16 protein-coding genes are annotated in these 14,330 nt (G+C 40.9%); 13 read left to right on the top strand and 3 right to left on the bottom strand.

What is annotated here, in order from left to right:
• The first annotated feature begins 7 nt into the window (after positions 1-7).
• From lspA to MTN96_RS10495, 10 genes are all read left to right on the top strand, one after another.
• Entirely contained in the window at positions 8-508 is a 501-nt protein-coding gene (lspA, locus tag MTN96_RS10540) for a signal peptidase II (protein ID WP_024032275.1), read from the top strand.
• Positions 505-945 (top strand): FKBP-type peptidyl-prolyl cis-trans isomerase, encoded by a 441-nt coding sequence (fkpB, locus tag MTN96_RS10535; protein ID WP_004588360.1) that lies wholly within the window; start codon positions 505-507, stop codon positions 943-945. The genes lspA and fkpB overlap by 4 nt, the downstream gene beginning before the upstream one ends.
• Positions 945-1,874 carry a 4-hydroxy-3-methylbut-2-enyl diphosphate reductase gene (gene ispH / locus MTN96_RS10530; protein WP_029774112.1) on the top strand — a complete coding sequence of 310 codons (930 nt, stop codon included), beginning with the start codon at positions 945-947 and terminating at the stop codon, positions 1,872-1,874. Before fkpB ends, ispH begins: the two co-directional genes overlap by 1 nt.
• A 40-nt stretch (positions 1,875-1,914) precedes the next feature.
• Positions 1,915-2,949, top strand: a complete 1,035-nt coding sequence (locus MTN96_RS10525; protein WP_248531519.1) for a sensor histidine kinase — start codon at positions 1,915-1,917, stop codon at positions 2,947-2,949.
• A complete protein-coding gene (locus MTN96_RS10520; RefSeq protein ID WP_248531518.1) occupies positions 2,946-3,650 on the top strand; it encodes a LytTR family DNA-binding domain-containing protein in 705 nt (234 codons plus the stop codon). Before MTN96_RS10525 ends, MTN96_RS10520 begins: the two co-directional genes overlap by 4 nt.
• Positions 3,651-3,913: 263 nt before the next feature.
• Positions 3,914-4,474: a type IV pilus modification protein PilV gene (gene pilV / locus MTN96_RS10515; protein WP_248531516.1), complete on the top strand. Its 561-nt coding sequence runs from the start codon at positions 3,914-3,916 to the stop codon at positions 4,472-4,474.
• Position 4,475: 1 nt separating this feature from the next.
• Complete coding sequence (locus MTN96_RS10510; protein WP_248531514.1) at positions 4,476-5,471, top strand: PilW family protein; 996 nt, start codon at positions 4,476-4,478, stop codon at positions 5,469-5,471.
• A complete protein-coding gene (locus MTN96_RS10505) occupies positions 5,459-5,962 on the top strand; it encodes a hypothetical protein (RefSeq protein WP_004588366.1) in 504 nt (167 codons plus the stop codon). The genes MTN96_RS10510 and MTN96_RS10505 overlap by 13 nt, the downstream gene beginning before the upstream one ends.
• 1 nt (position 5,963) lies before the next feature.
• A complete protein-coding gene (locus MTN96_RS10500) occupies positions 5,964-9,206 on the top strand; it encodes a PilC/PilY family type IV pilus protein (RefSeq protein ID WP_248531512.1) in 3,243 nt (1,080 codons plus the stop codon).
• A 9-nt stretch (positions 9,207-9,215) separates the two neighbouring features.
• Positions 9,216-9,638: a type IV pilin protein gene (locus MTN96_RS10495; protein ID WP_248531503.1), complete on the top strand. Its 423-nt coding sequence runs from the start codon at positions 9,216-9,218 to the stop codon at positions 9,636-9,638.
• A 14-nt stretch (positions 9,639-9,652) separates the two neighbouring features.
• Here MTN96_RS10495 and MTN96_RS10490 read toward each other — a convergent pair whose 3' ends face one another.
• Together MTN96_RS10490 and MTN96_RS10485 are read right to left on the bottom strand one after the other, a co-directional pair.
• A complete protein-coding gene (locus MTN96_RS10490; protein WP_096041389.1) occupies positions 9,653-10,183 on the bottom strand; it encodes a GspH/FimT family pseudopilin in 531 nt (176 codons plus the stop codon).
• A 79-nt stretch (positions 10,184-10,262) separates the two neighbouring features.
• Complete coding sequence (locus MTN96_RS10485; RefSeq protein ID WP_096041390.1) at positions 10,263-10,814, bottom strand: GspH/FimT family pseudopilin; 552 nt, start codon at positions 10,812-10,814, stop codon at positions 10,263-10,265.
• 176 nt (positions 10,815-10,990) lie between these two features.
• Here MTN96_RS10485 and MTN96_RS10480 point away from each other — a divergent pair, with 176 nt between their 5' ends.
• The gene (locus MTN96_RS10480) at positions 10,991-11,329 is read left to right on the top strand and encodes a P-II family nitrogen regulator (protein WP_004588371.1); all 339 of its coding nucleotides are present in this window, start codon (positions 10,991-10,993) and stop codon (positions 11,327-11,329) included.
• 232 nt (positions 11,330-11,561) lie between these two features.
• On the opposite strand, the gene MTN96_RS10475 is transcribed toward MTN96_RS10480, so the two are convergent.
• Positions 11,562-11,930: a hypothetical protein gene (locus MTN96_RS10475; RefSeq protein WP_024032265.1), complete on the bottom strand. Its 369-nt coding sequence runs from the start codon at positions 11,928-11,930 to the stop codon at positions 11,562-11,564.
• Between the two features lie 57 nt (positions 11,931-11,987).
• Between MTN96_RS10475 and MTN96_RS10470 the strand changes: the two genes are divergently transcribed.
• Positions 11,988-12,524 carry a GNAT family N-acetyltransferase gene (locus tag MTN96_RS10470; protein WP_096739291.1) on the top strand — a complete coding sequence of 179 codons (537 nt, stop codon included), beginning with the start codon at positions 11,988-11,990 and terminating at the stop codon, positions 12,522-12,524.
• Positions 12,525-12,619: 95 nt separating this feature from the next.
• Entirely contained in the window at positions 12,620-14,293 is a 1,674-nt protein-coding gene (gene ggt, locus MTN96_RS10465; protein WP_248531502.1) for a gamma-glutamyltransferase, read from the top strand.
• Positions 14,294-14,330 lie beyond the last annotated feature (37 nt).

Genomic DNA, 14,330 nt, shown 5'->3' with positions numbered 1-14,330 from the left:
TTACTCAGTGAGCAAACTAGCCCAAAAAAGTGGTTTAGTGTGGCTTTGGTTAAGTCTATTACTGCTTGTAATAGACTTTGCCACTAAAACACTTGTTGTAAATACCATGGCTTATCAAGAGTCGATTAATTTACTGCCTGTTTTTAGTATTACCTACGTACATAACTATGGAGCGGCCTACAGCTTTTTAAGTGAAGCGGGTGGCTGGCAACGTTGGTTTTTAAGCTTTATTGCCATTGCTATTAGTACGCTATTAGTGTGGTGGTTAAAGCGTTTACCAGCGACAAATAAAATATTATGTAGTGCTTATGCGTTAGTGCTTGCTGGCGCTATTGGTAATTTATATGACCGTGTTGCTTATGGTTATGTAATTGACTTTATACATGTGTTTTATAAAAACTCGCATTTTCCAGTATTTAATATTGCCGACTGTGCAATTTGTATTGGTGCCGCATTATTATTATTTGATGCCTTTACAGGCGAAAGTCCGAAGGAGCATAAAGCATGAGCCAAGCTGTAATTGGTGAAAACTCAGAGGTTATTTTTCACTTTTCTATTAAACTAGAAGATGGCTCTGCCGCAGACTCAACCAAGGTGCATAATAAACCAGCCAAGTTAACGATGGGTGATGGCAGCTTAACGGCTAATTTTGAAAAGTGCTTACTAGGTTTAAGTGCAGGCGAAAGCAAAACGTTTGAGTTAGAACCAGAAGACGCCTTTGGCCAACCTAATCCAGATAATATTTACTATGTAGAACGCAGTAAATTTGGTGCAGAAACGCCAGCTAAAGTCGGCGCAATTATTGCCTTTACTCAGCCAGATGGTACTGAGCTGCCAGGACTGGTACGCGAAGTACAAGGTGAGTCGGTTACTATAGATTTTAATCATCCGTTAGCAGGTCAACGTTTAACGTTTGAAGTAGATATTATTGAGGTGCAAGGCTAATGGATATTTTATTAGCGAACCCGCGAGGCTTTTGTGCAGGGGTAGACCGTGCAATTAGCATAGTAGAGCGCGCTTTAGATATTTTTGAAAAGCCAATTTACGTACGCCACGAGGTCGTTCATAACCGCTACGTAGTAGATGGTTTAAAAAACCGTGGTGCCGTATTTGTTGAAGAGCTAGACCAAGTACCTGATGACAGCATTGTTATTTTTAGCGCCCACGGTGTATCGCAAGCAGTACGCTCAGAAGCTAAACGCCGCGATTTAAAAGTGTTTGACGCAACATGCCCATTAGTTACTAAAGTGCATATGGAAGTAACGCGTGCGAGCCGTAAAGGTATTGAGTGTATTTTAATTGGTCACCATGGTCACCCAGAAGTTGAGGGTACTATGGGGCAGTATGACAATAACGACGGTGGTATTTACCTTGTAGAAACCGCAGAAGATGTTGCCAAACTTAACGTTAAAAATGCTGATAACCTATTTTATTGTAGCCAAACAACGCTTTCAGTAGATGACACTGCAGATGTAATTGATGCGCTGCGCGAAAAATTCCCAGCAATTGATGGCCCGCGCAAAGATGACATTTGCTATGCGACACAAAACCGTCAAGATGCTGTGCGTGATTTAGCAGACAAAGTAGATGTGTTATTAGTTGTGGGGGCAAAAAACAGCTCTAACTCTAACCGTTTACGTGAACTTGCAGATAAAATGGGCACAACCGCTTATTTAATCGATGATGCAACAAATGTTGAAGCACAGTGGTTTGGCGAAACTAACGCTGTGGGAGTAACTGCGGGGGCTTCTGCGCCAGAAGTGCTTGTACAACAAGTTATTGCACGCTTAAAAGAGCTTGGCGGCAAGCAGGTAGTTGAAAACCCAGGTGAAGAAGAGAATATCGTATTTGCCGTTCCTGTTGAGCTGCGTTAATCTATATAAATTAATTATTTAGATTACAAGGAGAGCCGTTATGAGCAAGTTGCCGCAAGGTGAAACATTGCTTTTTTCGGCTCTTTTTAATGAGCGCGGGGTACTTGCCACGCTTATTGTTACCCAAGTTGTTGCTACTATCTTAGCGTTTGCTCCTTTTGTTGAAGGGGATAGCTGGCAAAGCCTTGGCGTAATTAGTTTATTTTCTCATATGACCGTTTTGGTCAGCATTTCTGCTTTATACTCTTTTCGGGGTGTTTTACAAAAAAAGCCGCAAACCACCCAACTTTTTGCTTTTTTTATTTCCTTTTTAGTCAGCACCGCTTTATTTAGTGTGCTGTGTGCCCGCTACTTTTTAGATATTACAAATAATGAAACGAGTATTTATTTTGTATTACGAAACTGCTTAATTGTTTTTTTGATCACGGCTTTATTTGTACAGTTTTTACTGATTTATTTTGAAAAAGAGCAGCAAACAAAAGCGCTTTCGCGCGCGGAGCTTGATGCTTTGCAAGCCAGAATTCGCCCTCATTTTTTGTACAATAGCCTTAATACCGCCGCCGAGCTAACACATCATGATGCCGATGCTGCAGAGCAAGCAATACTTGCGCTTGCGGCGTTGTCGCAAGCGGCTATGCGCTCGGGGCAGCGCGTTTCTCTCGAAGATGAGCTGACCTTATCAAAACAATATGTTGCGCTGGAAACTTGGCGCTTTGGCAGTCGTTTAAAGCTAAATTGGCAAGTGCCTGCTGATTTACCAGATATTAGTATTCCGTGCTTAACCCTTCAGCCGTTAATAGAAAATGCGGTATGCCATGGGGTAGAGCCCAGTGAAACAGGGGCCGTTATTAGTGTAGAGCTACACGTCACAACAGGGTATTTAACATTGATTGTTTCTAACCCGATCACTCATAATGAGGCGCTAAAAAGACCAAATAATGGCATGGCACTTGAAAATATTCGCCAGCGATTGTTTATATATTACAAAGAAAAAGCCCAACTAACGATCACACAAAAAGAGGATGTATTTAGAGTAAAAGTGGTGATCCCTAAGCAGTTTGAGAGCCCCCAATGAATGTTGTAATTATTGATGATGAACCGCTAGCTCGCGCTAGAATAAAGCGGCTACTGCAGCACAACGAGCATATTTTAGTTAAAGGCGAAGGTGATAACGGCGCGCAGGGGCTTGCCATTATCAAGCAGGTTCATCCCGATTTGGTTTTTTTAGACATAGATATGCCGGGTATTAATGGCCTAGAGGTAGCGCAGCAACTCAATACGCTGAGCGTGCCACCGGCAATAGTATTTGTAACGGCTTACCCCGAGCATGCACTTGATGCTCTACAGCTCAGTGCCGCAGGATACTTAGTAAAACCCGTTACTGAACAGGCATTAAATAAAGTGTTAGCGCAAGCAGGGCGTTTAAATAAAGCGCATATGCAAAAGCAGCAATCTACAAAAATTAGTTATCAGCTTGGTGGCACAATAAAAAGTATTGAACTTGATCAAGTGTATTACTTTAATGCCCAAGAAAAATACACCAATATGGTATTTAAAGAGGGCGAGGCCCTAATTGAACAAAGCTTAAAACAACTTGAGCAACGCTTCCCAACGCAATTATTACGTATTCACAGAAACACGCTCATAAACAAACAAAAGCTTGTTGCCATGCATACTCAAAGCCCTGGTGTACATAACGTAGAACTAGCCGGATGTAAGGAGCAATTAAGCGTAAGTAGGCGAGAGCTAAAAACAGTAAAAAATGCACTAAGTTAGAGCCTGTTATATTTTAGGTTGAATTTGTAGTAGGTTGCTTGGCTTTTTAAGTAAGGCAGAGACCGTTATCGAGCCCACTAAATTAGCAGCATTGCGCTGGAATTAAATCGCTTCTAGATAGAGTAACTTTAATCCTCAAAGCTCAATTGGTTTGATGCTGTTAACCGTTTATCAACAAATTTAGCCGCTTGTCCTAGTATATATTGCATCTACATTTTCAATGCATAAACTTATAGTCAGATAAAATTTATTTGGTTTTTACTATGCATTCACCTCACAAAAAACCTCAAAAAGGCTTTACCTTAATTGAAGTGCTGATTGCGTTTATTATTTTAAGCTTTGGCTTACTAGGCGCTGTTGCACTGCAAGCAAAAGCTAAGCAGGCAAGCTTTGACTCTATGCAGCGCGCAGCCGCGGTGGCGTTAGGTAATGATATTATTCAGCGCATTAGAGCAAATGATACCGCACAGCTAGTTGCTTTATATAAGCAAACTTTTACCAGTAAAACATCAACGTCTACCTCTACGGCTTGTTTTAGTGGGTCATGCACTGCAGCGCAAGTTGCAGCCCTTGATTTACAGCAATGGAAACGCGCCATTCGTGCACGCGAAAACACCGGCTCTCTCGATGATGCCACTGTATGTATAAACCCTACGGCTGCAGCAGGTACGGGTGGGCGTGGGTTTAATATTGAAGTAATAGTGTCTTGGCAAGGCCGCCAAGAGTTTAATGCCAATTATGAAACCAAAGCGCTAAAATGCGGTACTGACGATAAGAAACGCCGTTTGGTTGCATTAAATAGCTATATATACCTAAGGAGCTAACATGAGAGAAAAAGGTTTTACACTAATAGAAATGATGATTTCATTATTTATTGGTGGGCTCATTTTAGGTGGAGTGATGTTTACCTATATTGGTATGAAAGTAACCACAAAAGACACAATGACAATAGGCGAGTTACAAGAGTCAGGCCGCTTAGCCATTAATATTATGCAGCGTGATATTGAGCAGGTGGGCTTTTGGGGAACTTATTATGATGATTCGTTTACTGCAGCAAACACACAAACGTTACCTACCCCCAGTGGTGATTGTTTTGAAGGGCTTAATAACGGCAGCTTTCCGGATTTAGCATCTTCAAGCAATTTCAGGACTATTTATGCAAAAGAAGCCAGTTCAACAAGCGAGCTTAATTGTATAAGTAAGCCAATTGCAGGGACTGACATTTTACAAATCAAGTTTTTACAAGGTGAGCAGCTCACCGTAAATAGCACCACTAATGAAACACAAGCGGATGAAAACTATTTTATAGCTGAGCAAGAAAGCGCTGAGTTTGCTCGAGGCGCTGTAGATTCGGGGAGTTTAAATGTTAATGCCACGGTGTGGCCTTATAGCCATCATGTTTATTACCTCGCAGAGCAAACTTATACAGTAAATAATAAAAGCCTTACAGTACCTGCATTAATGCGTAAACGCTTAAATGGTGCCAGCATGAAGGCCGAAACCATAATGGAGGGCGTTGAAAACATGCGCTTTGTATTTGGTTTAGATACAGACAGTGATAGCCGTGTTGATTCGTATCGAAGCATTGAGGACATGCAGCACTCTGACTGGGAAAACCGCAAAAGTATTCTAACAGTGCAGGTTTTTTTATTAGTTAGAGCATTGCAACCAGATCCGGGTCTTAAAATAAAAAATCAAACATATATTTTAGGTGAAGATGAAGACTCCCGAGAGCTCACTTTTACCGATACTTACAGAAGAACAGTATTTACCACCACCATTCGTTTAAATAACGTGGGAGCAAATTTATGGCGTATCTAAGTAAACACGCAAATAAACAACAAGGTGTAGTGCTTATTACAGCTCTTATTATGGTCATTGCTGTAACGGGAATTGCCGTTACATTAATGAGCAGCAGTAGTGTAGATATAAAAATTACCAATGCAGCTCAAGAGCGAGAAGTCGCTGAAAATGAGCTTATTGGAGAAGTACAGCGAATGATTTCTGATGAGGCAAGCAAAGGTGCTGCTAATCAGTTTTTTTTAACGCCAGATGAAGTATCAACTCATGCAGGCGCAGATGATGAAGGGATGGTAATAGCCACGCACGACGATATGCAAAGCAAAATGATAAACCTAAATCAGGGGGCGCTTGATTTAGAATGCCCACGTCGATTTAATTTTACTGCGGGTATATCGTGTAATATGTTGCAAGTTTCTACCACTATTCAATATGGCTCTAAAGCAAAGCACGAACTTACAATTGTAACAGGTGTAGCTCAAGAAATGGCCAGTATAAGTAAGGGGATTTAAAATGAAATTTAATCTTAATAAGCCATTGGTCTCTTTACTTGGTCTCGCACTGAGCGGCTCAGTAGTTGCTGAAGATATAGAGCTTTATGTAAACCACGATGTAGATGTGGAAGAAAAGCCAAGGGTTTTACTTATATTTGATACCTCAGGCAGTATGGCGTTTTCATCTAACACAGGTCTTAGTTGTGGTTTCAATGAAAGTAGTAACCTGTATATTCCTTGCCCAGATAGCCGTCTTGCTGCTGCAAAGACTGCAATGAAAAAAGTAGTGAATGACAATGAAGGGATCGATTTCGGCTTAATGCGTTTTGTAGGAACAGCTGGTGGCTATGTGGTTGAAGGCATAGGAAGCCCGCACTCGGATATTACTTCATCAATCGACAGGCTTCCTGCTAATGGGGGTACGCCATTAGCCGAGACTCTGTGGGAAGCATATCTGTATATTACAGGTGGCGGTTTAGAGTATGCGGAGCCAATAGATCAATCAGATAGAGACACCTCAATCGAAAACGAAGTATTAACTGGAAGAGAGCGTGTTCGTAAATGTAATAGATGGAGATGTTGGAACGAGTGGGAAAATACATATAGTTATAACTATATTTCCCCTTTCGCTGACTCAAATGCAGAGGCAAAACGTTGTGATAATTCAGTAAATATAATTTACATGACGGATGGAGACCCTTCACCCCGATATGTATATGATCGTTGGGGAAGACGTTACATTAACGAAAATAGCGATAATGGCAGTGATGCTTCAATAAGCGCAATACACAATAATTATTTTGGGCAACCTTTGGTCGAGGGGGACTACGTTTATAATAATTATTTGCATCAATTAGCTAAAATAATTCATGGCACCAGTAATACGACAGTTGATTTGTATCCATCAACACCTGATATTCATGAAACAGGCCGCATATACACCATAGGTTTTGGGTCAGGCATGAGTGACGAAGGGCAAGAGTTGTTGCGGCAAACAGCTTTATTAGGTGGCGGTGAAAACTTACCAGCGAGTACACCCGATGAGCTTTCTAACTCGCTAAATAGCGCTATTTCTCGCATTCGTGAAGTAAACGATAGCTTCTCTTCGCCTTCGGTAGCAAGTAACAACGTAGACCAAACACGTAGCCGTGATGCCATTTACTTTGCCATGTTTTACCCAGAAACAAACACCCGATGGGGTGGGAATTTAAAAAAATTAAAAGTATCAGGCAGCGAAATAGTTGACTCTGCAGATAACATTGCGCTTGATTCTGATGGTTTAATCGACACCGATGCTAAAACGTTTTGGTTGCCAGATGGCCAGTCTGCCGATGGTAACTTAGTTGCACAAGGGGGTGTAAACTATCATTTAGCTACACTCACGGGGACTCCAGCTGAAGAAAGACGCAACCTCTATACAGATAAGCAAGGCGATATAGTTGAGTTTACTACTAATATTGTGAGCGATATTTTAGATTTAGTCACCAATAACCCGATTAGCCTAGCTAGTTCAGATATAAAATGGGCAATGGGGATAGATGTTGACGATGAAGACAACGATGGCTCAAACACCGATCAACGCAGCGATATTTTTGGCGACCCTTTACATTCTAAGCCAGTGGCAATCGACTATGGCAATGACGACATACGCATATTGATTGGTACTAATGCCGGCTTTTTACATATGTTTAAAGACGATGATACCAATAACCAAGTGACCGAAAGCTGGGCGTTCATTCCCTCTGATCTTTACGATATTATTCAGCCTTTACGCAATGAAGACACCGGTAAACTCTACGGGATGGACGGCCCAATCAGTGTTTACTTTAGTGATAAAAGCTTAAATGACGAAGGCATTAACGATGGTATTGTTGATGCAAGCGATGGTGACGACGTGTGGGCATTTGCAGGTATGCGCCGTGGTGGAAAAAACTATTACGCCTTTGATATTACTAACCCCGATCAGCCTAAAAAACTATGGGATAACCCTATAGAAGGCGGTACTGGCGATTTTAAAGAGCTAGCTCAAACGTGGTCAAAACCCCAAATAGCGTACATAAAAGCATTTGGTGATAAGCCATTACTCGTCTTTGGAGCAGGGTACGATACAAATAAAGATGCCGTGGTAAGAAGTGAAGACTCGGTTGGTCGCGGTATTTATATAGTAGAAGCTGAAACAGGTAAAAAAGTGTGGGCTTTAACGCCAAACGAAAATGGATTTAAAGGCAAGCACTCGATTGCAGCAAATGTTTCTACGCTTGATTCAGATTACGATGGTTACATTGACAGAATTTATGCTGCCGATACCGGGGGCGATATTTGGCGTATAGACATGTCAGGCACAAGCACCAGTAATTTTACGCACTTTAAACTTGCAGAGCTTGGTAGCAGTTTAGCAAGCCAAGACCGTCGCTTTTTTTACCAGCCGTTGGTGGCACGTACACTTTATAGCAAAGTAAGTGAAACAACGATTAATGGTGAAACAGTGATTACACGTTTAGATACGCCGTATGACGCTATTGTAATAGGCAGCGGAAATCGCTCAAAACCAACAGGTACAAATGAAGACGATCAGCTGTTTATGATAAGAGATGAAAATACAGTAACTCAGTCATTCACTAGCGCCCCTACAGCGATTAAACCAGCAGATTTAATGCTAATGAACAGCGATCCGTTTGGTAATGCACTTGATGATGTAGATGAGTTTGTTGATTTAGAAGTCGATTTAGCTAAATTTAAAGGCTGGCGCTATGAGTTAGGCACCGGCGAAAAATCTTTAGCAGCAGCCACAGTGGTGGGCGGTGTCGCTTACTATACAAGCTTTACTCCATCATCAGAAACCTCTACAGAGAACCAATGTTCGTTAAGTGGCGGTGGCGGCTCGTTGTATGCGTTCCATTTACATTATGGCACCAAGGTATATGACGACTTAAAGTTTACCACTAGCTATGATGTACCTGATACACCACAATTGTACTTTGGTGAAGGCCCCTCTTGTGCCGATGGAAATGGCGACGGCTTTTGTGATGATAACCCAACCATTGAAGTGACCGAAGAAAGCCAGTTTTACCTAATTGGGCCGGGAATAAAAGGCGAAGATGCACAAAACCCAATGAAGCCAGTAGAAATAATGGGCCCAGGCTTAACGGTTGTAGATGGTAGCGTACAATTAGTGAATGACGATGATAGTGTAGGGTTTGGCTTTAAAACCCAACAAACCTATATTTATAAACGTGAAGAAAATGATGAAATTGATGATTAAGGAATATTAATGAATAAACAAGCACGCGGATTCACGTTGATAGAGTTAATGATAGCCGTAGCTATTGTAGGTATTTTAGCCTCAATAGCACTGCCTAATTATACTGAGTATGTTAAACGCTCTTCTCGGGCCGAGGCCGCAGCTGCGCTTTTAGACGCTGCAAACAAACAAGAGCAGTACTTCGTAGATAATCGTGAGTACACAGAGACATTCTCAGACTTAGGTATACAAGAGACCACAGAAAACGGCTATTTTGAGCTGTCGATTGATGTGGATGATAACGATAATACGTTTACAATTACTGCAAAACCTATTGCGGGTGCTGTAAAAGGCGACGGTGACTGCACGCAAATTACAATTACTGACACAGGCTATAAAGGCGCAAAAGGCAGTAAAGGTAATTCAGATGTTGAGTATTGCTGGGGACGTTAACTTAATCGGGTTAACTAGTCGCTCTGACATTTGTCGGTTGATTTAATTCGTATACGGCCTGTTTGACTGACAGATAAAGCCAGCCCCTCAAGGTTGGCTTTATCTTTATTTGGGCAATATATAAATGTTCCATTTTGAAAACCATTTAAAGAGCCATCGGGCCGAAAGGTAATTGCACTTCGGGGGTATTGCATAGAATCTGCATCATGGATTTTTTCAAATGTGCTTATTAATAAGTCGTCGGTGTCTAATGACGTAGACTTGTCGTTATCAATAAACAGCGACATTTGCCCATCCCACTCATCTTTAGTGCATTGATTATCTTTTAAAGCACACAAAGTAACATAAGTGCCATTTTCAATGGCGTAAAGGCGGCCATAATTAATGTTTCTGTGCAGCAAACTAACATGATTGTCGGCTCGGTTTTTCGCTAAAAAGTCAGGAAAAACCGATAGAGAAATTTGGCTAACAATGCTCACAATAGCAATAGATGCCATTAATTCTAAAAGCGTATAGCCAGCCTGAGTTTGGGTAGATAACCTCATCCCTGAAGCCCTGAGTCAAAAAATGTATTAGCTCAGTGTAGTAAATGATAAAAATATGACAACTTAAATTGTATGTTTTTTATACGCACTTAAGTGCGCTGTCACCGGCATAAAAAGCAGTACCTGATAGCAATAAAGTAAGCGCTTTATTATTTTCAGTGCCACCATTGGGGCAAAAAATAAAGTCACCTGGGTTTGTGGTAATTCGTCCACTAGTATTAAAACGCAAGCGACGCTCATTTCCTGTAAAGGTTAACTTGTCGTTATCTGATATTTCTTCCATGACTCTAAGCAGTGTATCGGAAGCGCCGTTATAGTGCCCATCGTTATCTACATCGATAAATACAACAATAATTTTATTCTCGTCCCACTTTTTGTTGCAGTTGAAAGTGTCTTTGCTGTTTTTAATTTTACCTTGGCCAGTAGGGCACACAACAACAATTTCATCTGTGCTGGCGGCTTGTGAGCGAGCAAAGCTAATATTGCGCTTTAGTTCAAGCAAGAAATTCTCAGCGCGGTTTTCCTCAAGCATATCGCTACTGTCCCAAAGAGCTATAGAGGCGATAATACCGACTATGGCTACTGCCACCATGAGCTCTAATAAAGTTAAACCAGTTTGGAATTTTTTCATATTATTTATACCTACTACATTTGTTATTATAGCTAGTTGAGAATGATTTATAATTCAGACTTATAAATAATTATACCACGCTTGGTTGTTTTATCATCGAATTCAATTGCTTTGTTTGCTATGAACTCGATGATTGTCTAAAATCGAGGCAACTAAAGCTTTAATAAGTAGTGAGCATGAAAAAAATAGAAGCAATCATCAAACCGTTTAAGTTAGACGACGTACGCGAAGCCCTATCAGATGTAGGTATTACGGGTATGACTGTAAGTGAAGTAAAAGGTTTTGGTCGTCAAAAAGGTCACACAGAACTTTACCGTGGCGCTGAGTACATGGTGGATTTTTTACCTAAGGTAAAACTTGATATTGTGCTAACCGATGAAGATGTTGAACGCGCTATAGAAGTAATAGTAAAAACAGCGCAAACAGGCAAAATTGGTGATGGTAAAATATTTGTCACAGATGTTGAGCGTGTAGTTCGTATACGCACCGCAGAAGAAGACGAAGAAGCGATTTAATTATAGTAATAAGCGCATAAATAAAAAGGCTGCAAATAATGTTATTTGCAGCCTTTTTTTGTAAATACTATTTAATACCAATCATCAATAATAATTAAGTATTTTAAGGGGCTAAGCCCCACGCTAAGTGCGTTAAAAATGCTTGTTAAGCACACCTAAGTAGCAATTTTTACTAAACGATGTTTTTACCTCAAAGCAAATTACTTAATTAAATGAATTAATATCAATAATATTACTGTTTTTCAGCGTGTTCTTCACGTGCTTCTTCAATTTCTTCAGCGATTTCTTGCGCTTTTTGCTTCGTTTTTTCGGTTAATTCACCCGCGGCTTCTTTGCTTTTTATCCATGCATCAACGGCAATCTCTTTGCCATCGTCGTACATGTCTAAGCCCATTGCTTTACTTTGTTCAAGCAACTCATTTAATGACTCATCATTTTTAAGCTCTGTGGCTTTATCTTTTACATCGTTCCATGTGTCACCAAGCTGCTCTTGCATTTGCGCGCTTTTATCTTTTGCATCTTCTTGTACTTCCTGAGCATCTTCACAGCCCGTTAGTGTAATTAAAGTGCCTAATAAAGCTAAACCTGCTAATTTGTTCATGTGCTATCTCTCCTTAGAGACAAATAATTAATTCCACTTAATAATAGAACAGCGAAGATGAACACACCTGTAACAACACGCTTAAATTTCAAATTAATGAATGAACACGATTGGCCGCTGCTGCATGAACTAGATCAAGACCCCGCGGTAATGAAATACATAAACCGAGGAACGCCTTCGACATTAAAACAAATTAAAGAAATAGGGATCCCCAGAATGCTTGCCTATAAAAATGCAAACAAAGGCTGGGGGCTGTGGAAAATCACCCTTAAAAAAGAGGACTCTTTTATAGGGTGGGTGCTGATTAGGCCTATGCACTTTTTTACTCAAACTCCCGATTTTACAAATATTGAAATAGGGTGGCGCTTTAAGCAATCTAGTTGGGGACAGGGTTATGCAACGGAAGCGGCTAGTGCATTATGTAACGCCTTAAAAATGCAGCCAGAGATAAAAACACTATCAGCAATGGCACTGGCCGATAATAAAGCCTCAATTAGCGTCATGCAAAAGCTGGGGTTTACCTGGGTCAAAAACTATATACACACTGATGAACAAGGCGATTTGGATGCCGTTTTATACGCAAAGGCGTTATAGCATACAAAAAATTACTTGTATAAACATTGACCTAACATTCTATGGTATGCATAAATGAGCCAAGCGAGATTCAAATAATAAAGTAAGGATGTTTTATGGGGTTATTCTTTCGACCAAGCCGGCTCATTGTTAAGAGTGTGTTGATTGCACAATTTTGTATATTTAGCGTGCAGGCAGAGCAAGTTACTAAAAGCGCTGTCGCAATGCCTGACTCGTTTAGTGCAGATACAGCACAAGCTATTTTAGAGCAAGGTGGAAATGCCGTTGATGCGGCTATTGCTGCGCAATTTGTATTAGCGGTAACCCTTCCCGAAGCCGGAAATATTGGCGGGGGAGGCTTTATGCTTATACAAAAAGAGGGAAAAGGCGACTTTATAGACTATCGCGAAACCGCTCCCCAAGCAGCGCACAGAGATATGTATTTAGATGCCAAGGGCGATGTAATTAAAAACAAGTCAATTTATGGTATTCACGCAAGTGGTGTACCAGGGAGCGTAGCCGGTATGTGGCTGGCGTATCAAAAACACGGCACATTAAAATGGCAAACATTAGTACAGCCTGCGGTTACCTTAGCAGAGCAAGGCTTTAAAGTGCCGCCCAAATTGGCTCAAGGGGTCGCACAATACATTGCTCAGTTAGACAAACAAAATATAAATGTAAATTTTAAACACTATTTTGCAGATATAAAAGCAAATCAGGTTTTTAAACAGCCTGAGCTAGCCGCTACTTTAAAACGCATAAGAGATAACGGCCAAGACGGGTTTTATAAAGGCGAAACGGCCCGTATTATTGCCAACTTTATGCACCAGAACGGTGGCATTATTAACGAAACTGATTTGGCTAATTACACGGCTGTGTCGCGCACGCCGATTAAAGCTAACTGGAACGGTTATGAAGTATTAACCTCTCCACCACCAAGCTCTGGCGGAATAGCTATTTTGCAGTGGCTAAAAATGTTTGAGCTTAAAAAAAGCGAAATGGGGCTGGTACATAACTCTACTCAATATGTACATTTACTTGCTGAAATAGGTAAACGTGTGTTTGCCGATAGAGCAGAGTACTTGGGCGATCCGGACTTTTTTGATGTACCAGTGACTGAGCTTACTCATATTGATTACCTAAAAGCGCGCAGTAAAGATATTTCTTTAACAGCTATTTCAACCACCGAAAACATAAAACCAGGCCTCAAAGAAAGTGAACAAACCACGCATTTTTCTATTATTGATAAAATGGGGAATGCAGTGGCCAATACCACAACGATTAATTTAAGCTTTGGTAGTGGCGTTGTGGTTGAAGGTGCAGGCTTTATATTAAATGACGAAATGGACGACTTTAGCGCTAAACCTGGGGTAATGAACGCCTTTGGTGCGCTCGGCGGTAAAGCCAATGAAATTCAGCCTCAAAAGCGTATGCTTAGCTCAATGTCGCCAACCATACTGCTCAAAAACAACAGCGTTAAAATGGTCACAGGCTCGCCTGGGGGCACAACAATTATTAGCTCGGTGTATCAATCTATTTTAAATGCGGTTGAATTTAACATGGGCGCCAACGATATTGTTAATAGCACGCGGTTTCATCATCAGTTATGGCCTAAAAACGTGATCAGAACACACGCAGGGCTCAGTGAAAACACTCAAGCTGAACTTATAAAAATGGGCTACACACTGAATGAGCGCCGTTTTGGCGATTTGCAGGTTATTGTAAATAAAGACGGTGAGTTACAAGCAGCTTCTCAGGCTACAGGCCGTGGTGAGTCTCGGGTATTTTAACATTTTTAACTAACCCCTTTAAGCTAAAGGGGTTAGT

This window comes from Pseudoalteromonas sp. 2CM28B (assembly GCF_023161935.1).
This window is presented reverse-complemented; position numbering and strand designations above follow the sequence as displayed.